Source organism: Bacillus sp. 22190, assembly GCF_052045575.1.
In the GTDB taxonomy this organism is placed as follows: Bacteria; Bacillota; Bacilli; order Bacillales; family Bacillaceae; genus Bacillus; species Bacillus altitudinis.
On sequence record NZ_JBQEPF010000008.1, the window covers coordinates 86,665 to 109,714 of the forward strand.

General features: G+C 40.5%; 23 protein-coding genes and 2 riboswitches. Of the genes, 7 read left to right on the top strand and 16 right to left on the bottom strand.

The window, feature by feature from the left end:
- Positions 1-75: 75 nt before the first annotated feature.
- From ACTJKA_RS12705 to ACTJKA_RS12730, 6 genes are all read right to left on the bottom strand, one after another.
- Entirely contained in the window at positions 76-294 is a 219-nt protein-coding gene (locus ACTJKA_RS12705; RefSeq protein WP_017367128.1) for a hypothetical protein, read from the bottom strand.
- A gap of 258 nt (positions 295-552) precedes the next feature.
- Positions 553-1,050, bottom strand: coding sequence for a preQ(1) synthase (queF, locus tag ACTJKA_RS12710; protein ID WP_003211403.1), 498 nt, complete (start codon positions 1,048-1,050; stop codon positions 553-555).
- A 15-nt stretch (positions 1,051-1,065) separates the two neighbouring features.
- The gene (queE, locus tag ACTJKA_RS12715) at positions 1,066-1,797 is read right to left on the bottom strand and encodes a 7-carboxy-7-deazaguanine synthase QueE (protein WP_008348085.1); all 732 of its coding nucleotides are present in this window, start codon (positions 1,795-1,797) and stop codon (positions 1,066-1,068) included.
- Positions 1,790-2,230: a 6-carboxytetrahydropterin synthase QueD gene (gene queD, locus ACTJKA_RS12720; RefSeq protein WP_136944412.1), complete on the bottom strand. Its 441-nt coding sequence runs from the start codon at positions 2,228-2,230 to the stop codon at positions 1,790-1,792. Before queD ends, queE begins: the two co-directional genes overlap by 8 nt.
- A complete protein-coding gene (gene queC / locus ACTJKA_RS12725) occupies positions 2,231-2,887 on the bottom strand; it encodes a 7-cyano-7-deazaguanine synthase QueC (protein ID WP_008348090.1) in 657 nt (218 codons plus the stop codon).
- A 158-nt stretch (positions 2,888-3,045) separates the two neighbouring features.
- Positions 3,046-3,090: riboswitch (PreQ1 riboswitch) on the bottom strand.
- Positions 3,091-3,161: 71 nt separating this feature from the next.
- Positions 3,162-4,205, bottom strand: coding sequence for a YkvI family membrane protein (locus ACTJKA_RS12730; RefSeq protein WP_108611227.1), 1,044 nt, complete (start codon positions 4,203-4,205; stop codon positions 3,162-3,164).
- Between the two features lie 245 nt (positions 4,206-4,450).
- Between ACTJKA_RS12730 and ACTJKA_RS12735 the strand changes: the two genes are divergently transcribed.
- From ACTJKA_RS12735 to motB, 3 genes are all read left to right on the top strand, one after another.
- The gene (locus tag ACTJKA_RS12735; protein WP_058213826.1) at positions 4,451-6,556 is read left to right on the top strand and encodes an ATP-dependent Clp protease ATP-binding subunit; all 2,106 of its coding nucleotides are present in this window, start codon (positions 4,451-4,453) and stop codon (positions 6,554-6,556) included.
- Between the two features lie 564 nt (positions 6,557-7,120).
- Positions 7,121-7,915, top strand: coding sequence for a flagellar motor stator protein MotA (gene motA / locus ACTJKA_RS12740; protein WP_008346088.1), 795 nt, complete (start codon positions 7,121-7,123; stop codon positions 7,913-7,915).
- On the top strand, positions 7,908-8,675 hold the full coding sequence (gene motB, locus ACTJKA_RS12745; RefSeq protein ID WP_024719648.1) for a flagellar motor protein MotB: 768 nt from the start codon (positions 7,908-7,910) through the stop codon (positions 8,673-8,675). Before motA ends, motB begins: the two co-directional genes overlap by 8 nt.
- A gap of 186 nt (positions 8,676-8,861) precedes the next feature.
- On the opposite strand, the gene ACTJKA_RS12750 is transcribed toward motB, so the two are convergent.
- Positions 8,862-9,317 carry a MarR family winged helix-turn-helix transcriptional regulator gene (locus tag ACTJKA_RS12750; protein ID WP_003211701.1) on the bottom strand — a complete coding sequence of 152 codons (456 nt, stop codon included), beginning with the start codon at positions 9,315-9,317 and terminating at the stop codon, positions 8,862-8,864.
- A 204-nt stretch (positions 9,318-9,521) separates the two neighbouring features.
- On the opposite strand from ACTJKA_RS12750, the gene ACTJKA_RS12755 reads away from it, so the two are divergent.
- Positions 9,522-11,021 (top strand): ATP-binding protein, encoded by a 1,500-nt coding sequence (locus ACTJKA_RS12755; protein ID WP_336749709.1) that lies wholly within the window; start codon positions 9,522-9,524, stop codon positions 11,019-11,021.
- A gap of 51 nt (positions 11,022-11,072) precedes the next feature.
- Here the strand turns inward: ACTJKA_RS12755 and ACTJKA_RS12760 are convergent, their stop codons facing one another.
- From ACTJKA_RS12760 to ACTJKA_RS12785, 6 genes are all read right to left on the bottom strand, one after another.
- Entirely contained in the window at positions 11,073-11,315 is a 243-nt protein-coding gene (locus ACTJKA_RS12760) for an aspartyl-phosphate phosphatase Spo0E family protein (RefSeq protein WP_008346101.1), read from the bottom strand.
- 301 nt (positions 11,316-11,616) lie between these two features.
- Positions 11,617-12,147, bottom strand: coding sequence for a 1,2-dihydroxy-3-keto-5-methylthiopentene dioxygenase (locus ACTJKA_RS12765; RefSeq protein ID WP_008346104.1), 531 nt, complete (start codon positions 12,145-12,147; stop codon positions 11,617-11,619).
- A gap of 16 nt (positions 12,148-12,163) precedes the next feature.
- The gene (locus ACTJKA_RS12770) at positions 12,164-12,796 is read right to left on the bottom strand and encodes a methylthioribulose 1-phosphate dehydratase (protein WP_007498743.1); all 633 of its coding nucleotides are present in this window, start codon (positions 12,794-12,796) and stop codon (positions 12,164-12,166) included.
- On the bottom strand, positions 12,760-13,455 hold the full coding sequence (locus ACTJKA_RS12775) for a 2-hydroxy-3-keto-5-methylthiopentenyl-1-phosphate phosphatase (protein WP_017359449.1): 696 nt from the start codon (positions 13,453-13,455) through the stop codon (positions 12,760-12,762). Before ACTJKA_RS12775 ends, ACTJKA_RS12770 begins: the two co-directional genes overlap by 37 nt.
- Positions 13,456-14,673: a 2,3-diketo-5-methylthiopentyl-1-phosphate enolase gene (gene mtnW / locus ACTJKA_RS12780; RefSeq protein WP_108611229.1), complete on the bottom strand. Its 1,218-nt coding sequence runs from the start codon at positions 14,671-14,673 to the stop codon at positions 13,456-13,458.
- A gap of 99 nt (positions 14,674-14,772) precedes the next feature.
- Positions 14,773-14,874: riboswitch (SAM riboswitch) on the bottom strand.
- A gap of 44 nt (positions 14,875-14,918) precedes the next feature.
- Entirely contained in the window at positions 14,919-16,109 is a 1,191-nt protein-coding gene (locus tag ACTJKA_RS12785) for a pyridoxal phosphate-dependent aminotransferase (protein ID WP_236810411.1), read from the bottom strand.
- Between the two features lie 406 nt (positions 16,110-16,515).
- On the opposite strand from ACTJKA_RS12785, the gene mtnK reads away from it, so the two are divergent.
- Positions 16,516-17,709 (top strand): S-methyl-5-thioribose kinase, encoded by a 1,194-nt coding sequence (mtnK, locus tag ACTJKA_RS12790; RefSeq protein WP_099497012.1) that lies wholly within the window; start codon positions 16,516-16,518, stop codon positions 17,707-17,709.
- Between the two features lie 6 nt (positions 17,710-17,715).
- Entirely contained in the window at positions 17,716-18,777 is a 1,062-nt protein-coding gene (mtnA, locus tag ACTJKA_RS12795; protein ID WP_099496472.1) for an S-methyl-5-thioribose-1-phosphate isomerase, read from the top strand.
- 24 nt (positions 18,778-18,801) lie between these two features.
- On the opposite strand, the gene ACTJKA_RS12800 is transcribed toward mtnA, so the two are convergent.
- From ACTJKA_RS12800 to ACTJKA_RS12810, 3 genes are all read right to left on the bottom strand, one after another.
- Entirely contained in the window at positions 18,802-18,936 is a 135-nt protein-coding gene (locus tag ACTJKA_RS12800) for a hypothetical protein (RefSeq protein WP_377862935.1), read from the bottom strand.
- 89 nt (positions 18,937-19,025) lie between these two features.
- Complete coding sequence (locus tag ACTJKA_RS12805) at positions 19,026-19,517, bottom strand: methylated-DNA--[protein]-cysteine S-methyltransferase (RefSeq protein ID WP_081114183.1); 492 nt, start codon at positions 19,515-19,517, stop codon at positions 19,026-19,028.
- Position 19,518: 1 nt separating this feature from the next.
- The gene (locus ACTJKA_RS12810) at positions 19,519-21,714 is read right to left on the bottom strand and encodes a PAS domain-containing sensor histidine kinase (protein ID WP_024719640.1); all 2,196 of its coding nucleotides are present in this window, start codon (positions 21,712-21,714) and stop codon (positions 19,519-19,521) included.
- A 293-nt stretch (positions 21,715-22,007) separates the two neighbouring features.
- On the opposite strand from ACTJKA_RS12810, the gene ACTJKA_RS12815 reads away from it, so the two are divergent.
- Positions 22,008-23,027: an acyltransferase family protein gene (locus tag ACTJKA_RS12815; RefSeq protein ID WP_081114181.1), complete on the top strand. Its 1,020-nt coding sequence runs from the start codon at positions 22,008-22,010 to the stop codon at positions 23,025-23,027.
- The last annotated feature ends 23 nt before the right edge of the window (positions 23,028-23,050 follow it).

The following is a 23,050-nucleotide window of genomic DNA, read 5'->3' on the forward strand; positions in this document are numbered from 1 at the left end:
AGCTGACTCGTGTGACAGCTCTGTTCTCTTTTGACCATCACATATGAAAAAGGCTGACAACCATATTAAGTGGCGTCAGTCTTTTTGCGCGTGAAAGGTTTGCATTTCCGCTTTTGTTTTGTACATATCAACTTCTTCAGGTGTTATCACGCCTTTATCAATTAAAAGGGCGATCACTCCAAGTAATGTGGAGGCACTCCATTTATATCGTTCTTTGTTTTGATGTTCAAGCATCTGAAGCTCTTCCCTTAATTCCATTAGCAGCTTCTCTGTTTTGTCTTCTTTGTTTGCCAACACAAACGCCTCCATTTTCATTCGCTCGTTTCAATTTTATCTTAAAGTAAATATATCAAGAATAAAAGCATGATTCACCTTTACAAACATACGTTCTGTCGTGTATACTATACATACGAGCTGGTAGCCCCCAGCCGTCCTAGCAAGTTCTATTCCTATTGGTATGAGAAGAGTGACATGACTCTTCTCTTTTTTTATGTGTCATCATGATCTATTCCATAAAAAAAGACATGTCATCCACATGTCTTTTCTTATTTATTAGCGATTATCAATCGTTTCTGGATACATATCGTGATTCATCATACGATACGATGCCATCTCTTCATACTTCGTCCCAGGTTTTCCATAGTTCGTATACGGATCAATTGAAATACCGCCTCTTGGTGTAAATTTGCCCCATACTTCGATATATCTTGGGTCCATTAATTCAATGAGGTCGTTCATGATAATATTCATACAATCCTCATGGAAGTCACCGTGATTACGGAAGCTGAACAAATATAATTTTAATGATTTACTTTCGACCATGATTTCATTTGGGATGTAGCTGATATACACGGTCGCAAAATCTGGCTGCCCTGTTTGCGGGCAAAGTGATGTGAATTCTGGGCAGTTGAATTTCACAAAATAATCTCTATTCGTATGTTTATTCGGGAACGTTTCAAGCACTTGTGGTGCATAGTCAAACAAGTAATTCGTCCCCTGGTTTCCTAGTAAAGTGACACCTTCTAATTCTTCTGGTTTTCTTGTCGTCATTTTGTCTCTTCCTTTCTATACGCCTCGTTTATTTCCCCACAATAGCGTGTGCAGCTGTGGTAGGACTCTCACACGATTCAAATCAGGATCTTGCGCTACTTGATCTACAAGCATTTCGTATTTCTTTAATAAGTGCGTTAATAAGTACGCATCATCAGCTGTTGTTGTATCATCATTTCCCACCTGCAAATAAAAGGGGAGTTCTGGGTATTTCGCATGAACATCCTTTGCATAGGCTAGATCAAGATCATCAAAGATCACGACCTTCAGGCTTGCATGATGCAACCTGTTTCCATTTTTCAATTCATCTATGATACGCGTTAGTTTCGTGAAATCGGTTTTCATATTAGAACTTGGTGGCTTTGGAGAAATGGTTAAATCATCTATCTTCAAAAACCAATCTTGATACATCGTTCCCTGCGTTTCAAGCGCCGTATCAATTCCTTCTTCATGCAATAAATCAATAAGTGATTCCATTTGTTTTAAAAGCGCAGGATTCCCACCTGAAATGGTGACATGAGAAAATGCCTTTCCACCTATTCTCTTCAGCTCTTTTACAATATCCTCTGCCTGAAGCCACTGAATATCATGCTTAGCTGATCCATCCCATGTAAAAGATGAATCACACCAGCTGCAAGAGTAGTCACAGCCAGCCGTTCTGACAAACATGGTTTTTTGGCCAATGACCATTCCTTCTCCTTGAATGGTTGGACCAAAGATTTCTAAGACAGGAATCGCTTTAGTCATTGAGCTCAACTCGTTTCGGACGGTAAATGCAGTAGCTTGTTGGTGTCTCTCTGACAAAAACTTGAACACATGTCGGCTTGTTCGCTAAAGTCGTTAAATATGCGGCCACTTTATCATACACAGTCTTTGCGACAACCTCAGTGGTTGGCATCGCGTATGGATCATTTGATGAGAATTCTTCATGATCATTGAGCAGTGTATGGTCGTACTGTCCATGAATGAGTTTTTTTAGCGTGCTAAAATTCACAAGGAAACCTGAATCATCTAGATGATCTCCTGCAATTGTAATGTTAATTGTATACGTATGACCATGTACGCGGCTACAAGCGCCAGCATCTTCTCTCGGGATAAAATGGGCTGCCGATACATTCATATCTTTATTTAATTCAAACGAAAATGGATGATTCGTCTGTGGATAGATTTGAGAAAGCATTTAGTTTGCCTCCTTCATGTCCATATACGTGTCATAGCCATTTTTCCGAAGCTTACATGCAGGACATTCCCCGCAGCCATCAGAAATGATGCCATTATAGCAAGTGAGCGTTTCATTTTTCACAAAATCTAGCGCATTCAGTTCATCAGCCAGCTTCCACGTTTCAGCTTTATTCAGCCACATGAGCGGCGTATGGATGACAAATGGTTTTTCCATTGCCAAATTCACGGTGACGTTACAAGATTTCACAAACTCATCTCGACAATCTGGGTAGCCGCTAAAGTCTGTCTCGCACACACCCGTGATAATATGACGTGCTCCAATTTGATACGCAAGAATGGATGCAAAGGATAAGAAAACTAAGTTTCTCCCCGGAACAAATGTGGAAGGCAGTTCTCCTTCTTTTTCTTCAATATCAATGTCATCTCTTGTTAAGGCATTTGGTGCAAGCTGATTTAAAAGAGACATATCTAATAGATGATTTTTCACACCTAGCTTGTCAGCAATTCTTTTGGCGACATCAATTTCTTCTTGATGACGCTGATTATAATGAAAGGTTACCGTTTCAACCTCTTTAAATTGTTGAAGTGCCCATAGTAAACATGTCGTACTGTCCTGTCCCCCGCTAAAGACAACGACCGCTTTTTCATTTTTCATTTTCCTTTTCCTCCTTTTGCAGACCCGTACCACCGCACAAAGCTGCATCTGAAAGGTTCATGAAAACCCCTATTTTTCTCAAAAGAAAAGACACCTTTACATGTGTATGAGGTGTCCCAGCCATAAAAAATAAAAAATGCCACATCCAAGGATACGGCAAGTCCTTAGTTTTTTATAGAGGGTTTTGCTAGAACCTCTCCCGTTTTCACGGATTTTTGTTCAATTTTCACAGAGGATAGTGTACCACATAATTGGTGTACAAGCTATCCCTTCTTTACTTATCACGTGATGCAGGCACTTTTTTCAGACAAAGAAAGAGGATAAAAAAGATACTGACATAGCCAAAAACAGGGTAAACCGTTGAAATGAGTGTGCCGTATCCAATTTTACTGATGACATAACAGCAAAGCAGAATAAAGGATATCGTATACATACTGTTCAATCGGATATACGCCCTCACTTGCCTTTCGAGACCGTATAAATTCCCTATAACAGATGTAAAGACTTCACCGAAGATCACGAATAAATAGACGAGATGAATGGAGTTTGCGACTTGATACACCACTTGGGCCATCGGAATATCATACGCTTCCAGCATTTCTAATGAAGAAAGGGATAAAAAGCAGGCGAGCAGAATGAGTGTCAGCATCAGACCCCCAAGCACCGCTCCTTTTTTTATCACGGCTTCGGATGTCATTTCGTTTGCGACCGGCACTAATACGGCTTGAGACAGCGCTAAATTAAATGCACCATATGAAATAGCAGACAACATCCATTCGCCCTCTCCCATTTGCAGCCCCAGAACGTGGCTTTCACCGCTACTAAACACAAATGAGTCTAGAAACACAATCAGCGAAAAGAAAATCAGCATTGGAACGACAAGTACATTGACACCAAATAACCCTTTTGAACCCTTAAAAAGGACAATGACACTTAAAATAATCGTTAAAAAAATACCATATTCTTTTGAGATGCCAAGTTGTTCTTCAAAAATAGCGCCTGCTCCAGAAATCATCACTGACGTAACACCTAGTAGTATAAAAAACATGACGATGTTAATATATCGACTCGCAGCAGCTCCAAATAAAAACCGATTCATATCTTGATAAGATTCCGCTTCAATTCGTTTGGAAATCAGCATCATTTTTGCGCCAAGGCCGGTAAAAATAACACCGCTAATCAAAATCCCGATCAATCCAATCCAGCCAAAACGAACAAAAAATTCTACGATTTCTTTCCCTGTCGCAAACCCAGCTCCAACCACTGTTCCTACATATACAAAGGCAAGCTGAAAAGCGGATTCATTTGAACGTTTCATATGACCCCTCCGCACCCATCACTTTCGATTGTCTCTTTTTTATCCTATGAGACAAGTTCCTTGAAAAGAAGGACAAACCATGTTTAAATGCAAAAAAGGATTTTTCATTCAGCTATGAGCAAAACAGTTGAAAGTCAAAATAGGTCAGAGTATACTATAGTCAAAGATGGTCAAACAACAGACCATTTTATTTAACATTCATTGGTCAAATAAAGTCAAACTTTATTTTAAGGAGGTCATGGCTTATGCGTTGTCAACATTGTCAAGTAAATGAAGCAACTATTCGCCTGAATATGCAAGTAAATTCGTCCCGTAGCCAAATGGTTTTATGTGAAGACTGCTATACCTCTTTGATGGAACAGTCAAAAATGAAAATGGGTCCTAACCTTTTCGGAGGCGGTTCATTCTTCTCTGAGCAAGCAGGACATGCGACGAGCCAAGAGCGGCCTAAACAAAAAGGCTTACTCGATGAGCTTGGCCGGAACTTAACGGATGGCGCACATGCTGGTTTAATCGATCCTGTCATTGGCCGTGATGAAGAAGTCACAAGAGTCATTGAGATTTTAAATAGAAGAAATAAAAACAATCCTGTCCTCATTGGTGAACCTGGTGTTGGTAAAACGGCCATAGCCGAAGGACTAGCACTAAAAATTGCAAATGGAGATGTACCAAATAAATTAAAGAACAAACAAGTTTATTTATTAGATGTCTCTTCACTTGTGGCAAACACAGGTGTACGTGGTCAATTTGAGGAACGGATGAAGCAATTAATCAAAGAATTGCAAAGCCGTAAAAATATCATCTTATTCGTTGATGAAATTCATCTTCTTGTAGGCGCAGGCTCTGCCGAAGGGTCAATGGATGCCGGAAACATTTTGAAACCAGCTCTAGCTCGAGGGGAACTGCAGCTAGTAGGTGCGACAACATTAAAAGAGTATCGTCAAATTGAAAAAGATGCTGCCCTTGAACGCAGGTTCCAGCCCGTCATGGTTGATGAGCCAACACAGGATGAAGCATTCGAGATATTAAAAGGCATTCAAGATAAGTATGAAGCCTATCATGGCGTCACCTATTCTGACGAAGCCATTAAAGCGTGTGTTCAATTATCTTCGCGGTATATTCAAGACCGCCACTTGCCGGATAAAGCCATTGATTTAATGGATGAAGCAGGTTCAAAAGCGAATCTCTCCATTGATGCAGCAAGTGAAGATGAATTAACAAACCGTCTTGCGCAAATTGCCGCTGAAAAACAAGCTGCTTTAAATGAAGAACGATATGAAAAAGCAGCGAAGCTTCGAGACGAAGAAGAAGCGATTGAAGCGAGATTGCAAAACAAAACAAATGACAAAGAACATGTCGTCACAGCTGAGGACATTCAGTCGATTGTAGAACAAAAAACAGGTATCCCTGTCGGCAAACTGCAAGCAGACGAACAAACAAAAATGAAAGAAATTGATGTGCGCTTAAAAGCCCGCGTCATTGGTCAGGAACATGCCGTTGAAAAAGTGGCGAAAGCCGTAAAAAGAAGCAGAGCCGGCTTAAAATCAAAACACAGACCAACTGGCTCCTTCCTTTTCGTTGGACCAACAGGCGTCGGGAAAACCGAATTGTCTAAAACATTAGCGGAAGAATTATTTGGCTCAAAAGAAGCGATCATTCGTTTAGATATGAGTGAGTACATGGAGAAACACTCCGTGTCCAAAATCATCGGTTCTCCTCCTGGTTACGTTGGACATGATGAAGCCGGCCAGCTCACGGAAAAGGTTCGCAGAAAACCATACAGCATCATTTTGCTCGATGAAATCGAAAAAGCGCACCCTGATGTCCAGCATATGTTCCTTCAAATCATGGAAGATGGCCGTCTAACAGACAGCCAAGGCAGAACCGTCAGCTTTAAAGACACAGTCATCATTATGACAAGTAACGCTGGCAGCACAGATAAAAAAGCAGTCAAAGTCGGATTCCAGTCTGAACAAGAAGAAGCCATCGAAGAACAATCATTGATTGATTCACTGAGCGCTTATTTCAAACCGGAATTCTTGAACCGTTTTGACAGCATCATTCAGTTTGATTCATTAGATAAAGACGATTTAGTCAAAATTGTGGATCTTCTGCTCAAAGATTTGTCAGAGCAGTTAAAAGAACAAAATCTAACTGTTCACGTCACAAACGAAGCGAAAGAAAAAATCGCTGAACTTGGTTATCATCCAGCATTTGGGGCTCGTCCGTTACGAAGAACGATTCAAGAGCATGTTGAGGATCAAATGACGGACATCTTGCTTGAAGAAGAACAACTTACTGGATTTACAGTCGATGTTGAACATGACGAAATTGTTGTGAAAAAGAGCTAAGTACATCCTAAGGAGGATCTTCAGCTCCATCATGTGGCAGTGTCTAAATTCCATCTGAGCGCCGACGCTCCCCCGCCTCTTTTCCTTTACGATAAAAGAAAAAGAGGTGGAGCACATGGATCACATGATCAATTGGAACTACGATTTGATCAAAATCATACATGAAGAAAAATTAAAAGAATTGCTCTTAGATGAAACAGCTCAAAAAAGATGAAGTTTCCAGATTGTTGACAAAGGGCTAAAATGAACTTTATTTTAGCCCTTTGTCTTCTTTTCAGCGTGATAGAAAACCTTTGCAGCCCTAGGAAGGACGAGTACTGGCGCGGAGCGAATGTCACATTCGTGAGCACCAGTACGCAGGACTGACAAAGAATGCGAGGGTTTGTCTACACGCTGAAAACTCCCTTTTATATGAGGGAGTTTTCTTTTTTTACGGCTTCTAGAAAGCGCTTTCGTCAAAATTTCTTCACATAAAATGTCTTAATTTTATATTCTGACTAAAACCCTTCTAGAAGACACCGATATTAACTATAGAAAAAGATAGTTAAAGGATTTGGTGAGATAATGGACAAAACATCGTTAATTGGTATTATTTTAGCATTTATTGCACTGAGTGTCGGTATGGTTTTGAAAGGTGTGAGTCTAACCGCTCTTATCAACCCGGCGGCTATATTGATCATTGTGGTTGGGACAATTTCAGCTGTTGTCATTGCCTTCCCATCTAGTGAAATTAAAAAAACACCAAAATTATTCGGCAAAATTTTCAAAGATAGCAAGCTTCCAACGATACAAGAAATGATTCCTCTATTTTCAAACTGGGCACAAATTGCTCGTCGTGAAGGTCTTTTGGCATTAGAGGCAAATCTTGAGGAAGTCGATGACGATTTTCTAAAGAACGGCTTAAGCATGGCAGTTGACGGTCAAAGTGCTGAATTTATTCGCGACGTCTTAACAGAAGAAGTTGATGCCATGTCGGAGAGACATCAGTCAGGCGCATTAATCTTTACACAAGCTGGTACATACGCTCCGACTCTAGGGGTACTTGGTGCCGTTGTCGGACTTATTGCCGCACTTGCAAACATGGGAGACATTGAAGCACTTGGACATGCGATTAGTGCTGCCTTCGTCGCCACACTGCTAGGGATTTTTACAGGGTATGTGTTGTGGCATCCATTTGCCAACAAGCTGAAGCGTAAATCAAAAGAAGAAGTAAAGCTTCGTCTCATTATGATTGAAGGGATTCTTTCTGTCCTTGAAGGCCAGTCTCCAAAGGTCATTGAGCAAAAACTTCTGATGTACTTACCAGCAAAAGAACGTGCAAATCTTGTCATTGAAGAAGGAGAAAAACAGAATGGCTAGGAAACGTAAAAAACATGATCATGAAGACCATGTAGATGAGTCTTGGCTGATCCCTTACGCCGATCTTCTTACGCTTCTTCTCGCCCTCTTCATTGTGCTGTTTGCATCTAGCTCCATTGATGCGGCAAAATATGAACAGATGGCTAAATCGTTTAATGTTGTCTTTACTGGCGGCACTGGCGTAATGGACCAATCGAGCATGCAGAGCACCGAAGAAACAGAAAACAGTAATCAAACCAAAAAATCAGCAGAAGATGAAGAAGAAGAAGCAAAAGCGAAAGCTCGTGATCAAGCGGTATTAACAAAGGTTAAAAAGCAAGTAGATTCATTCATTGCGGATAAAAAACTTGGTTCGAAGCTTGAAACAAAGCTGACGGATGAAGGTCTGCTTATTACAATTGAAGACAGCATCTTCTTTGATTCTGGGCGAGCGGTGATCCGCTCGCAGGATGTTCCGTTAGCCAAAGAAATATCAAAGCTGCTCGTCATTAACCCTGCTCGTGATATCGTTATTAGCGGACATACAGATAACGTTCCGATTCGGAATTCTGAATTTGAATCCAACTGGTATTTAAGCGCCATTCGTGCGGTCAACTTTTTAAATATTCTCCTTGAAAACAGCAACCTAGACCAAGAGAACTTTAGCACAAAAGGTTACGGTGAATTTAAACCGATTGCCTCTAACGATACCGCAGAAGGCAGAAGTAAAAACAGACGCGTCGAAGTTCTTATTTTGCCAATTGAGAAAAAAGCAAAATAAATAGGAAGCCAGCAGCTTCCTTTCAGATCATGACAAAGGGCTAAAATGATGTTTATTTTAGTCCTTTGTCTTTCTTATGAGCGCGATTGAAAGCGCTTGTCGTTTATCGGTGCGCAGGACTGACACCATATGCGAGGATTAGTCTACATACTAAAAAGGAAGCCAGCGGCTTCCTTTTTTATGTGTTTATTCTTTATGATCATATAAATGCTTGGCACGCAGTCCTACATGTTTGAGCATATCGATGCAGGCATCCTTTTCCTCTTCACTAAGCACACTGATCATCTCGTGAATCTCTTTTGCATGATCTGGGAAGATGTCATCAAGTAAAGCTCTTCCCTGCTCCGTAATATGTGCAAATGTCACCCTGCGGTCTTCTGCACAAGCTTTCCGGCTAAGGAGTTCTTTTTTCTCCAATTTATCAACCACATACGTGATGCTTCCGCTTGCGAGTAAGATCTTATCACCTATTTGCTGAAGCGGCTGATCACCTTTATGATACAGCAATTCTAATACAGCAAATTCAGTCGGATTCAGACCGTGCTTCACAATATGTTTGTTCATGTGGTGGTTAATGGAGCGATAGGCACGTGATAGTACAATAAATAATTTCAAAGATTTCTCAACATTATGATTTTCCATTTTTTATCATCCTTTATGAAATGCAACCCACTAATGTGACATTAATAAACAATAAGTAAAATGTCAACATGTTGAACCATTTTTAGCATGAAAAAGAGACCAGAACGAATCACCTAATTTTTTAAAAATCTCACAAGTCATCGTAATAAAGATAGGTTCAATGCTATAATAAGTCTATTAGGTAATACGTTGGAGCGATGAATCATGAGTATACTGAAAGGGTTTTGGAAGAAGATCAAGCTTTACCTTATTTTGGTCGTGATTCCAACCCTCATCATTAGTTATTTTATCTATGAAAAAGAAACTGAGAAAATTGATGTAAAAAACAAACAAACCGCTACACTTATGTTAAATATTCACAAAAACCAAATGAATTATTTAATCAGTGAAACAGAAGCAAGATTAACTTCCCTTGCCATGGGATTTGACCAGCCGCTTGAAACGAAAAGAGTACAAAACATCCTAGAGAAAATCTATAAACAAGAACCTCGTTTTTCAGGCCTGTATCTCCTAGACCAAAAAGGAAATGTCACAGCCAGCACCACACCATTAAAGGAAAAAATCAACCTGTCATTTAGAGATTACTTTAAACGTATTCAAGTCACAAAACAGACCGTCATCACAGATAACTATGTGAGCCGCATTACTAAGCAGCGGATTCTCTCCATTTGTGTCCCTGTTTTGAATGAAAACGACGAAGTCACGGATGTGCTAGTCGCTGCGATTCAAATTGATTATTTAAGAAATATTATGAATGTATTAAACCCAGAGCTTCATTTTAAGATGCTGAATCAAAATGGAGACGTCGTGTTTACAAGTGGTCCACAGCCAGTATCTGAAAGTGATAGCACTGTGTCTACATATTTAGATGAAAATAGCTGGAAGCTGGAGGTTTTTCCGCAGCGTGCGACAACAAGTGAAGTACTGTCTGTGATGCTGTTTCCTTTATCCAGTGCATTTATTCTCTTAAATATCTTATTCACACTCGTCCAATATATCATTTTAAGACGACAAACCCTGCAGGAACGCCACCAAAATGAAGCACAAAAACTTGAACTCATTGGAACACTCGCGGCAAGTACAGCGCATGAAATTCGCAATCCATTAACAGGCATTAGCGGGTTTATTCAACTTTTGCAAAAGAAGTATCGTTCAGAAGAGGATCAGCTTTATTTTTCTGTCATTGAGGAAGAAATTAAACGGATTAACCAAATCGTCAGTGAGTTTCTTGTGCTTGGAAAACCAACGGCTGAAAAGTGGCAAAATAATTCTGTGAAAGAAATTGTGAGCGAGATTATGCCAATTGTATTTTCTGAGGCGAACCTTTATAATGTCGAGGTTGATTTGCAAATCAATACCATTCAAGATGTTGGCGTGTATTGCACGAAGGATCACATTAAACAAGTGGTATTGAATGTAGCGAAAAACTCGTTAGAAGCGATGCCAAATGGCGGTCATTTGAAGATTGTCATTGAGGCTGAAAAAGAACAGGTCATCATAAAAGTGAAAGATACAGGTGAAGGTATACCAGAAGAGATGCTGAAACATATCTTCCTCCCTTTTATTACGTCGAAGGAAAAAGGAACAGGTCTTGGGCTTGTTGTGTGTAAACGAATCATTTCGATGTATGGGGGGACAATCGATATCGAGAGCGAAGTGAATAAAGGAACAACCGTGATCATCATGCTCCCTTCTGCACACTAATAGCTGAAGCATTCATCCGGTTTTGCTAATGGCAAGACCGGTTTTTTGATGTCAATAAGAAGGACGATTGACAGAAAGGAGACTCATTTGTGATACAAGATCATGAAAGGAAGCAACAGATTGTTGTTCATGAAAAAGAAGATACTGATACTCATTCATCAGGTTGTCCAGTTCTTGACTATATTTAATTGTCGTCTCACCTGTATAGCCTTCTACTTGAGCAGCTTCTACCATTTGTCTTCTCTTTTCATCAATTGACATTAATAGCTGTTCTTTCCGTACATAAATATTCATGATCTCAGCTCCCGCTATGAATTCGTCTGTCTACGCTCTAAATGATCCGACACCAAAATTATACTTTATTTGTAAATTAAATTAAATATGCTTATTTTATTTAATTTTTTACAGCCTAAAGACCTTTTACCCAATGAATTCTGGGGGTAAACTTCAAAATTGGACAGGACTGACACATTGATTAAACAGAATTTTATCCTATGCAGAAGACCAAAATCAACTATTTTCTCTCTCATTTTATGTCTATTTTCCTAAAAAAAAGCTGATCTTCCGCCTCATGCGAAATGATCAGCTCCCACTATTAAACCGTTTCTTCTTCGTAAATTGGCACCCAGCCCTCAGTTGTGACAAATATGCGAACTGCGACGACTTGACGATCTTCTTGAAGTGTAAAGTAGTGACGAATATTCGGGGGCACAGAAATTAAATCTCCTGGATTCAGTCTCACATCAAAAAAGACACCATCTTTGCCTTGAATGGCAAAAATTCCATGACCGCTCACGATAAATCTGACTTCATCATCCGTATGATGATGCTCACGTTTAAAGTTTTGAAGCAGTTCATCCAGGTTAGGGGTCGCATCTGATAATGAAATCACATCCTGCGCTTTGTATCCTCTTCGCTCGGAAATACTCTTTATTTCCTCTTGAAACACAGTTAAAATTTCTTCCTTTTCATCATCTGTTAAATCGTACTTTTCTGATAACTGTTTTGGTAGTTTTTCAATATCCCAATGTTCATAAATGACCCCTTGCTGTTCTAAATACGCCCGGACCTCTTGTTCGTTCTCAAGTAACGTGTTTTCTTCATTATGAATGTAAATGGTCGCCATGTGTTTTTCCTCCTTTTTATTTAACAAGCTGCTTTTGATAAAGCGCTACTTTCAAATGATAGGTAAATAAAAATTCATAAGCCTCTAAGACTCGTTTGGCTTCAAATGCGGTTTTCCCCCAAACGGTGATGCCATGATTACGAATGAGTACAGCACCAGCATCGTCCGTCAGGTGCACTGCAAATTGCTCTGCAAGGTGCGGAATATGAGCTGGGTTTTCAATAATAGGAACAGTGACTTCTGCATCCTCTTCCCAATAACCAAGCGCTTTAATAATTTCGTTGCCTTTAAAACGAACTTCTCCTTTATCGCCATACAGCTCAGAAATGACATTGTTATCGATCGTGTGGACGTGAAGACAACATCCTGCTTTCGTCCGCTCATAAACGTATGTGTGAAGCAGTGTTTCAGCTGATGGCCTGAGCGGCTCATTCGGATGAACCGGCTGACCTGCTGCATCAACAAGAACAAAATCTTCATCGGTTTCTTTTCGTTTATCTTTGCCGCTTGCCGTCACCAAAAACGTGATGGGATCATCCGACACTTTTATCGATAAATTGCCGCTCGTTCCGTAAAACCAGTCTCTTTGTGCCAATTCACGTTTGACGTCTGCTAGTTCCTTCCAGCGTTTACTCTTCTCGTCTGCCATTCCTTCACTTCCTTTATTTGATCAAATTGCGCTTTTAGATCAACAAATGTTTCATACTCTTTATGTACGAGCCCTAGCTCTTTACATTCGTTCAGTAAATAATCACGTGCAAACGTGAGATCCGCATGTTTCGCTGCCTCAATATCAGTCACTGAATCACCAATCATGATAATAAAATCATCTTCCTGCGTCAGCTCTCGAATAATGGAAGGCTTGCAGCAGCCACAGCCATTTTGGCATTCTGAATCACAGGCATGCGGCCATTCAATTTGAATATGGTCTTCTTTAAATGATGCATGGTTACAATAAATATTCTCTTGTTCGACAATCCCTTCCAGGATGGGATAGACAAAAAAGTCCATACCGCCGCTGAGTACATAGAAAGGAATATCTGCTTTTTTGACATCATCGACAAACTGTTCAAATCCTTCACGAATCTCTGTATCCTCTAAAATAAATGACCGAATGGCTTCTTTCTGATCACTCGTCAGTAACTGAAACATCTGTCCGACGCCTTCTTGGATCGTGATCTCTTTTGCTAGAACACCATCCTTCCAATTCGTCCATTCTTTTGGAGCAAACTGCTTCATGATGCGAATGATATTATCATTTTTCGTAATCGTGCCATCAAAATCACAACATACAATTGGTTTTTTCATTTATTCTGCTACCCTTCCCCAAAGATCAAGTGCTGCTTGTAAGTCTTGACAAGTTGATGCTTTTTCTTCGATAGACTCTTTTTTGACCACCGCATCAATGATTGAACGAAAGGCTTTCCCTCCTCCGATTGCTCCCCGCGGATGTCCGTGAATTCCCCCGCCTGCATTAATGACATGATCAAGTTCAAAATCTTTGATTAAGATCGGCACCATTCCCGGGTGAATGCCTGCTGAAGGAACAGGAAATGTTTGTTGAACTGTATCCTCTTTCACACATGCTTCGAAAATGCCCATGGCATCTTTTTTCTGAAGGGCGACTGATCCATAAGGAGAGGGAAAAAGACTTAAATCAGCGCCAGCATATCGATTTAATTTGCCTAAAAGAAGGGAATGCGAGAATCCATAGTCTGGAGAGGATGTCATTGCACCGCTCACTGCCGGATGTGCCATGATCGGCAATGGGATCTCTGGATCTTCAGCCAAGCTTTGCATGACATCAAGTCCATAGGCAAAAACGTTGAATAATAGCGCATCAGCCCCGAGTTCGGCTGCCTTTCTTGCTCGATCTTTCAAATCAAAAGTTTTACCAGTTAAATTAACAGCATAAAGCGTGCGATGTCCTGTCTCTTCATATGTTTCTTTTAATATCTTTTTTCCTTCCTTGATTCGATCTTCAAAAGGGGCTAATGGGCTTTCAAATAAAATCTCATCATCTTTGATGAAGTCTACTCCACCTAAAGCCTGTAAGCGGAGCTGTTCTTTTAAATCCTCGATATCACGGCCGATCACGCCTTTAAATATACTCATCAATAGCGGCCGATCAAACACGCCTACTTTCTTTCGTATCCCCTCAATGCCAAATACCGGTCCTGGAAGACAGCGTTTAAACCTTTCCGAAAATTCGATATCGACGAGCTTTACTTTCCCATCCAGTGAAAGCTTTCCAAAAATCGTCGTCAACACCGCTGGTATATCAGCTGAAAAGTTCGCCTCAGGATAAGCAATGGTCACCTCTGATTGATACAGACCACCATTTGCGGGAGACTGTTCTTTTACGCTCACCACACGGCCTTTATGTTTTTTCAGCTGCTCCTTTTTGAGCTGCGGCAAGTCCGTCCATGACCCGACCGTTAACCCAAGTGCGATCTGCTCTGCTTTTCGGTCTATTTGTTCATCCTCTCGATGTGTTAGTACGTATGTTGCCAGTAGTTCACTCACTAGGAATCCCCTTTCGATTGCGTCCAGTATATGGTCAATAAAAAAACCTCTTTAAGTGCTTGATCAGCGCGTTAAAGAGGTTTCGTCTCATTCATCCGAATCTTATCTCTCAGCGCTTGCTGCAAGAATTAGCACCGTGCTTCATGGAAGTCGGTTGCCGGGCTTCATTGGGCTAGTCCCTCTGCCTACTCTTGATAAGAATATTCAATTTTCTTAAATATTGCCTGAATTATCGCACCATTTTTTTACGTTGTCAATGGCTTTTTTTCAAATAACTGCAAGGCAGCGATACGATCAGCGGCTTCCTTTAGCCGCTCCTCACTTGTTAAAAGACCGACTCTGACGTAGCCTTCACCGTGAGCACCAAAGCCATTCCCCGGTGCCACAACAACATGTGCTTTTTCTAATAATACATCAGAAAAAGTTTCCGATGTATACCCTTCAGGCACCTTTAACCAAGCAAAAAACGAGCCCTTTGGCGCACTGACGTCCCAGCCAATCTCTTTACATGCAGCAATCCAAGTGTTTCGTCTTTTTTCGTACCGATCATTTTGTACTTGGACGCACGTTTGATCGCTTAAAAGTGCTTCTGCTGCTGCATCTTGAGTTGCTTTAAACAGTGACACAAACAGGTGATCCTGATAAAGCTCAATGGCTTCGATAACAGAGGCATTCCCTGCTGCAAAACCGACTCTCCAGCCAGCCATATTATACGTTTTGGACAATGTATAGATTTCAATACCCGTCTCTTTTGCTCCGTCTATTTGCAGGAAACTAAGGGGTTTTTCGCCGTCAAACCCTATGCCGCCATATGCAAAATCATGGACAACACACATCTTATTTTCACTCGCAAACGCAACAGTATCTTCAAAAAATGTCCGGGTTGCAGTCGCACCAGTCGGATTATTTGGGTAATTTAAGTACATCAATTTTGCTTGATTCTTATCTTCCTCAGACAGTTGGTGGTAGTCAGGCAAAAAGTCATTTTGTTCAAGAAGAGGCATTGTGACCATATGAGCTCCGGCAAGCACAGCGCCTGACCAGTAATCAGGATATCCTGGGTCTGGAACAAACAGCGTATCACCTGGATTCAGTAGGCATTGCGGTAATTCGACTAGTCCCGCTTTTCCTCCAAATAAGATGGCAATCTCTGTCTTTGGGTCAAGCGTGACGCCATATTCTCTTTCATAAAAAGCAGCTGCAGCTTTTTTTAGTTTCGCTGTCCCGCGGAATGAGGAGTATTGATGATTTTCAGGTTTTGCTACCGCTTCCTGCATCGCTTTCACAATATGTGGAGGAGTGGGCTGATCAGGATTTCCTTGACCTAAATTAATCACATCTGCCCCTTCCTGCATTTTCTTCTGCACTTTTTGAACAAGCGACGCAAAAAATTGTTTCGGTAAATGTTTCAATACATCTGATTGCTGGAATTCCATTTTTTCACCTTCTATTCAAGTTACGTGACAATACAATCACTGTAATGGATTGTTTTATGAATTGTAAAGCAATTTTGAAAAAAGATTGACATGTGAACTGCCGCTCTGATAATATCTAGAATTAAGAAATGCAAGCAGACATGAAACAATTACATATTGATTTCTCTTATCGAGAGTTGGGCGAGGGATTTGGCCTTTTGACCCCAACAGCAACCGACCGTTAATACCACTGTGAAGTGGGGCGCAGCAAGAACAGCGCCAAGACAATTCATTGTCTTATAGGGCACGGTGCTAATTCCATCAGACGTATGTGCTGAGAGATAAGAGAGGCTTCGAGCATACACGCCATCAAGCCTCTTTCTCTCAGGAGAAAGAGGCTTTTTTATATGATTTGGAGGGGAAGCAATTGGTTACACTTACGGCATCATATGAAGAATTAACAGAAAGTTCGGCAGTTGCACTTGCCATTAGACTTGGATTGATTCAGGAGAGCAGTCATTTAACATGCACTGAAATCGGTGACGGAAATTTAAATTACGTCTTTCATATTTATGATCACAAACAAGCAAAAGGACTGATTATCAAGCAGGCCCTTCCTTACGCAAAAGTCGTTGGAGAAAGCTGGCCGCTGACATTAGACCGTGCAAGAATTGAAAGTGCAGCACTCATCAAGCAATCAGAGTATGCACCACATCTCGTACCAACCGTCTATTATTCGGATACAGCTCTTGCAGTGACGGCAATGGAGGATCTATCACACCTTGAAATCGTCAGAAAAGGGCTAATTGCCGGAAAACATTATCCGTATTTATCAGATCATGTCGGAGAATTTTTAGGCAAAACACTATTTTACACGTCTGACTTTGCCACAAATCCTAAAATCAAAAAACAATTCGTGAAGCAGTTTACGAACCCTGATCTTTGTGACATTACAGAAAAACTCGTCTTCACAGATCCTTTCTTTGACAGCGAAACGAATGACTTCGAAGAGGAATTAAGAGAAGAGGCACAAGCACTATGGGCTGATCTTGAACTGCAAGCAAAAGCAGCCGAATTGAAACGGATCTTCTTAACCTCTGCTGAAACACTGGTACATGGAGATCTTCATACAGGCAGTATTTTTGCAAACGAAACGGAAACGAAAATCATTGATCCAGAGTTCGCTTTTTACGGTCCTTTCGGATTCGATATCGGTCACTTTATTGCCAATCTGTTCATAAATGCTTTATCTCATGAGAATGAGCAGGATCAGCAGCACCTTTTTGATCATGTCGTCAATGTTTGGGCAACATTCAAAGAAGTGTTCACAAAAGCATGGAAAGAAGACAGTATTGAAGCGTTTAGTGTATCGGACAGCTTTTTAGAAACAACGTTTGACCGTATTTTAAAAGAAGCCACCGGCTTTGCTGGCTGTGAGCTTGTTCGCCGAACCATCGGTCTTGCGCATGCGGCTGATCTCGATGCGATTCCATCACATTCTAGAAGGCTTCAGCAGAAAAAAGCAGCACTTACACTAGGAAAAACATTCATCAAACAATATCAAGCAGTGGAAACAGCGTCTGACCTCGTCGCATTATTCCAGCAAACTGTAAAGGAGTGACGAGTTTTGTCTAAAGAATTTGAAGTTCCCCGTTCCGTCGAATGGGAAGAAAACCGTATCAACATTTTGAATCAGCAAAAATTACCCGCTGAAACCGTATTTGAGCATTTATATACAAAAGAAGATGTGTATGAGGCCATTGTGACGCTAAAAGTGCGCGGAGCACCTGCTATTGGCATTACAGCGGCTTTTGGGCTCGCACTCAGTGCACAAGAGATTGATACAGAAGACATTGATCTCTTTAAGCGAGAAGTCGCTCGCCTGAAAGAATATTTAAACAGTGCTCGTCCAACCGCTGTGAATCTTGCCTGGGCATTAGACCGGCTTTATCAGCGCACTCAGCGTGCTGCTTCGGTGAATGCAGCCAAAACTGATCTTGTCCATGAAGCCATTCAAATTCAAATCGAAGATGAAGAAACATGCCGGCAAATCGGTCAAAATGCTCTTCAGCTCTTTAAATCTGGTGATCGAATTATGACCATTTGCAACGCTGGCTCCATTGCCACAAGCCGGTACGGAACAGCGCTTGCACCCTTTTATTTAGCGAAAAAGAAAAACCTCGATCTTCACATTTACGCATGTGAAACACGTCCTGTCCTTCAAGGCGCTCGTCTGACGACATGGGAATTGATGCAGGGCGGCGTAGATGTCACGCTTATCACGGATAATATGGCAGCCCATACGATGAAAGAAAAACAAATTTCTGCCGTTATTGTTGGTGCAGATCGAATCGCTAGAAACGGTGATACAGCAAATAAAATTGGAACGTTAAGTCTGGCTATTTTAGCTAAACACTTTCAAATTCCATTTTTTGTGGCTGCGCCTCTTTCGACCTTTGATGTGTCAACTAAAGATGGATCAGATATTCCGATTGAAGAACGCGACCCGCAGGAAGTAAAGGAATTAAACGGCATCCAAATTGCGCCTCCTGACGTGCAGGTATTTAACCCTGCCTTTGATGTCACTCCTCATCACCTCATTTCCGGAATCATTACAGAAAAAGGCATTATCACTTCCAACTATACAGAAGAGATTGATGCACTATTCACCGAAAGCGTGTCACTTTAATCAAACAAAAGCACGGGGTTCTTATCATTTAAGAGCACCGTGCTTTTTTGTTTCGTTCGTTTTTGCTAATATTTCTTTTTTCTGTTCTTCTGTCAACACGTTCATTTTGACACATAGTGATGTGACGGCGTACATTTTATTTTTTTTGCCCCATAACATGTTAGCAGCCTCCTTTTTCCCTAGACCAACTTTTTTAGCTTAATAAAAGGATATGTCGCTCACTAAACATTTGGAACAGGTCAATTCATTTATTTTTGAACAAATGGGATGCCTTCTAATTCTAACAAGATCGCTTTCATCCCTGTCTTCGTCCCTGCATAACCAGTCAGAGTCATGTCTTTTCCAATGACCCGGTGACACGGGATAAAAATAGGCAATGCATTGCGTCTATTAGCCTGTCCAATGGCTCTGACAGCCTTTGGATTGCCGATCGCTTCTGCAATATCAGCATAGCTTTTTGATTCACCATACGGAATAGTAGAAAGTGCCTCCCACACTTGCTCTTGAAACGGAGAACCTGCTTGCTTGAGCGGGAGATCGAACACTTTCCGATCGCCCTTAAAATATTCATCCAGCTGTTTTTTCGCTTCTTTTAATACAGGCGTGTCTTCTTGTTTAAAACGGTCTCTCTGCTCTTTGACCAAAAACGATTCATCATCAAACTTCACTTCAATGATGGCACCATCTTTCTCTAGTATGTATAATGCCCCGATTGGTGCGGTATAGACTGTATAATACACATTAAAGCTCCCCTTCTTGTTTCTGCTGCCGGAGTGGAAGCGTGAGATGGAACACTGTTCCGACCCCTTCTTCACTCTCTACTTCAATGGTTCCTTGATGCTCTTCAATAATTTTATAACTAACCATTAACCCAAGTCCAGTGCCTCTTTCTTTTGTTGTATAAAATGGTTCTCCGAGACGCTTTAGTTTATCCTCTGTCATGCCGCAGCCTTCATCACGAAGAGAAATCACAATGTGCTCCTCCCCCTTCCTTTGAATGCTCACGTATACATTTCCTTTCTGAGGCATTACTTCAATCGCATTTTTCAAAATGTTAATAAAAACTTGCTTCAATTGATTTTGTTCACAGTAGATGAGCGGAATATCATCCAGCACATCTAAATGCATTTGTACATTGCCAAGATTGGCCTGTGCGTGAAGAAGGTCCATAGTGTCTTTGACAATTTGCACGACATTTTTTTCTTCATAGATGATGGCCTGCGGTTTCGCTAAAATCAAAAATTCTGTAATGATGGATTCGATTCTTTTTAGCTCTGATGTGATGACATTAAAATAGAGCGAATACTCCCCTTCAATGTTTCCTTTGAGCAGCTGAATGAAGCCTTTTAAAGCCGTCATTGGATTTCTAATTTCATGGGCAATTCCAGCAGCAAGCTCTCCGACAACATGAAGCGTATCCGATTTTCTTACCCGCTCCTCTAATTCCTTGCGTTCAGTCACATCTCTAAAGATGGCCAAATTCATGTTATGAATAATATTTCGTTTAAAAGAAAACTCCAAAATACGTTGATCTGGATGGTTCAGCACAAATGGAACTTCATTGTCCATCTCATCTAATGACATCGCCTGAGCTGGCTGCGCCAAATTTTCAATTTGATATGGCGCAAGGATATGAAAAAGATTCATTTCCGTTAAGTGATCATCTTTGAGGCCAAGCAGTTCACTTGCGGATGGATTCACATCAATAATCCGGTATTGATTATCGAAAAGAACAATGCCATCCATAGAGCCATTAAATACTTTACGGAATTTGAGCTCACTTTCTCGCAGCTCCTCTTCCATTCGCTTTCTGTCACTGACATTCCGTAGAATGGTTAAGTGCTGTCCTTCTAATACCGCATGCTTAGAGGTGAACTCAAGCTCTTTGAATTGGCCATTCGCCATTCTAAAGAGAAGTTCTTCTCTGATTTCAAGATTCCTGATATACCGTCTTCTTGTCGGCCGGTATCTGCGATCAGATTTGACTAGAAAATCCATGAGTTTCTTGCCAATCAGCTGATGCATCGGTAATTCAAAAATTCGGCAGGCTGATTCATTTGCCCTGACAATTTCTCCATCATCCGCCCAAATGATGATGGCATCCATCGCATTTTCGAATATTTCTCTAAAACGTTCTTCACTTTTTAGCAGCTTTTCTTCCATTAATCTTTTTTCTGTAATATCACGCATGATGGACATGTAAAAACCGCTCATCACATTGGATGTGATGGTCAGTTCGAATAATTTGTGCTGCCCAGATTGAAGGGTAACAGGAAGTTCTCCCTTTGCTTTCCCTGTTTCTTTCAATGAAGTTAAGAGCTGCTGGAGCGCTGGAAGGTTTTCTTCTTCAACAAATTCATTTAAGTAGCGGTCTGTTAAATCTGTTTTTTGAAGTTCAAAGCTCTGGCAAAAAGAGTGATTGGCGTCAATCATACAACCATCCTGATCAAAAATGACCATACCGTCAATCGCTCGATCAAATAAATCTTTAAACAGCTGCTCATTCATCGAACGTTCTCGCTCTAATATTTTCTTTGAAGAAATATCACGCATGACGACAATATATTGTTGATTCACCACGTCGTGCTCCGCCACAAATTCAATATATTTTGTCTCTCCATTTTCAAGTTGAATGGAGATCTCTCTTTTTAACGTTCCTTTTCGAAAAAAAATCTCAAGCGAGCAGTCAATTTTGTTTTTCGGGATGCCGTATAGGAAATCTAGAACGGATTTATTGAGGAGGTCTTCTTTCGGTGTTTGCACAAGCCTGCATGTCGCTTCATTGGCTTGGATAATGTTGAGGTGCTGATCAAATATAAAAATCGCATCTAACGTCTTATTTAACAGCATTTTGTGCTGTATCAATTCATTTCGCAAATATTCGTTCTCTTTTTCTAATTTTCTGATATTTTTCGCACCATCGAGCGTTTCAGTCATTCTCTTACACTCCTTTTCCAGCCTCATTCCTCTACAATATTTCTACAAGATTTTCATTGTTCCTTCATTCGACTCATAAAAAAAGAGAACTTTTTACACGAGGCTTGCTTCATTTGTTTCATTTGGATGACACGATTGTATAACGATTCTCTTTTCTTACGCTTCTTTTACAACCGTTCTACAATTTCACATCAAATAGCGAAATGAGCCAATTTGTATTTTAAAATGGGGCAAATGAGGGAACAGTGCACTTAGAACGTTTATGTTCGAAAAGAAGCAGGAAAGGTGATGTTATGACGTCAACGAGAGACAGTTATTTTGATAATGCAAAATTTCTTCTGATTTTTCTAGTTGTTTTTGGTCATTTGTTACGGTCATTCATACATGATAATGACTGGATACTCTACTTATATAAATTTATTTATACATTCCATATGCCCGCTTTTATATTGGTGTCTGGCTTCTTTGCCAAAGGTTTTAGAAAACCAGGTTTTATGAAAAAAGTCGCAGTTAAGCTGATCATCCCATATTTGATTTTTCAGGTCATCTATTCTGTGTATTATTATTTTTTACAGGATCAAAGCATCTCTAACTTAAATCCGATTGATCCACAATGGTCTTTATGGTTTTTAATCAGTTTATTCTTTTGGAACTTACTACTCATTCCTTTTTCAAAACTGCCATTCCACTGGGCAATGATTGTCAGTTTATCGATGGCGTTACTTGTCGGTTACGTGGACAGCATTAGCGATACGCTCAGCCTATCTCGTACGTTTGTCTTTTTGCCGATGTTTTTAGCTGGCTTTTATTTAAAAAAGCAGCACTTTGAATTTATCCGAACAAGCAAAGGGAAACTGACTGCACTTCTTGTACTGTTGGCCGTGTTCATGTTTTGCTATTTTTATGAATTCGATTATTCCTTTTTATTTGGGTCACAGTCTTACGCTTCTCTTGGAGATGAAGGACTCATTGCAGCTATGAAACGAATGGCATGGTATTTACTTGCATTTGCTGCTACCTTTAGTTTCTTTGCATTAGTCCCAACCCGCCGGTTCTTCTTTACCAAATGGGGCACAAGAACGCTTTATGTCTATTTACTTCATGGCTTTGTGATTAAGCTTTTAAGAACGACTTGGTTTGATGATTGGGCTCTAAATACGGCAAGTGTATTGATTCTATTGCTACTTACGGTCCTCTTAACCTTTACCCTATCTAGTACATTTGTTAAAACTGTTGCACAACCAGTCATCGAGCTCAAAATGACCAGTCTGATGCGAACCATTACTGGCAGACAAAACAGTTATATTAAATAGAAAAAACGATCTCTCTGGATCGT

Coding starts and splice junctions, on each gene's coding strand:
- ACTJKA_RS12775 (WP_017359449.1), bottom strand. CDS start 13,455: ATGAAAAAACCAATTGTATGTTGTGATTTTGATGGCACGATTACGAAA.
- ACTJKA_RS12760 (WP_008346101.1), bottom strand. CDS start 11,315: ATGAATATTTATGTACGGAAAGAACAGCTATTAATGTCAATTGATGAA.
- ACTJKA_RS12750 (WP_003211701.1), bottom strand. CDS start 9,317: ATGGAAAATCATAATGTTGAGAAATCTTTGAAATTATTTATTGTACTA.
- queD (WP_136944412.1), bottom strand. CDS start 2,230: ATGCTTTCTCAAATCTATCCACAGACGAATCATCCATTTTCGTTTGAA.
- queF (WP_003211403.1), bottom strand. CDS start 1,050: ATGACGACAAGAAAACCAGAAGAATTAGAAGGTGTCACTTTACTAGGA.
- ACTJKA_RS12765 (WP_008346104.1), bottom strand. CDS start 12,147: ATGGCGACCATTTACATTCATAATGAAGAAAACACGTTACTTGAGAAC.
- ACTJKA_RS12810 (WP_024719640.1), bottom strand. CDS start 21,714: ATGACTGAAACGCTCGATGGTGCGAAAAATATCAGAAAATTAGAAAAA.
- queC (WP_008348090.1), bottom strand. CDS start 2,887: ATGAAAAATGAAAAAGCGGTCGTTGTCTTTAGCGGGGGACAGGACAGT.
- ACTJKA_RS12815 (WP_081114181.1), top strand. CDS start 22,008: ATGACGTCAACGAGAGACAGTTATTTTGATAATGCAAAATTTCTTCTG.
- ACTJKA_RS12735 (WP_058213826.1), top strand. CDS start 4,451: ATGCGTTGTCAACATTGTCAAGTAAATGAAGCAACTATTCGCCTGAAT.
- ACTJKA_RS12755 (WP_336749709.1), top strand. CDS start 9,522: ATGAGTATACTGAAAGGGTTTTGGAAGAAGATCAAGCTTTACCTTATT.
- motB (WP_024719648.1), top strand. CDS start 7,908: ATGGCTAGGAAACGTAAAAAACATGATCATGAAGACCATGTAGATGAG.
- ACTJKA_RS12730 (WP_108611227.1), bottom strand. CDS start 4,205: ATGAAACGTTCAAATGAATCCGCTTTTCAGCTTGCCTTTGTATATGTA.
- ACTJKA_RS12800 (WP_377862935.1), bottom strand. CDS start 18,936: ATGTTATGGGGCAAAAAAAATAAAATGTACGCCGTCACATCACTATGT.
- queE (WP_008348085.1), bottom strand. CDS start 1,797: ATGACTAAAGCGATTCCTGTCTTAGAAATCTTTGGTCCAACCATTCAA.
- motA (WP_008346088.1), top strand. CDS start 7,121: ATGGACAAAACATCGTTAATTGGTATTATTTTAGCATTTATTGCACTG.
- ACTJKA_RS12770 (WP_007498743.1), bottom strand. CDS start 12,796: ATGGCAGACGAGAAGAGTAAACGCTGGAAGGAACTAGCAGACGTCAAA.
- ACTJKA_RS12785 (WP_236810411.1), bottom strand. CDS start 16,109: ATGGAATTCCAGCAATCAGATGTATTGAAACATTTACCGAAACAATTT.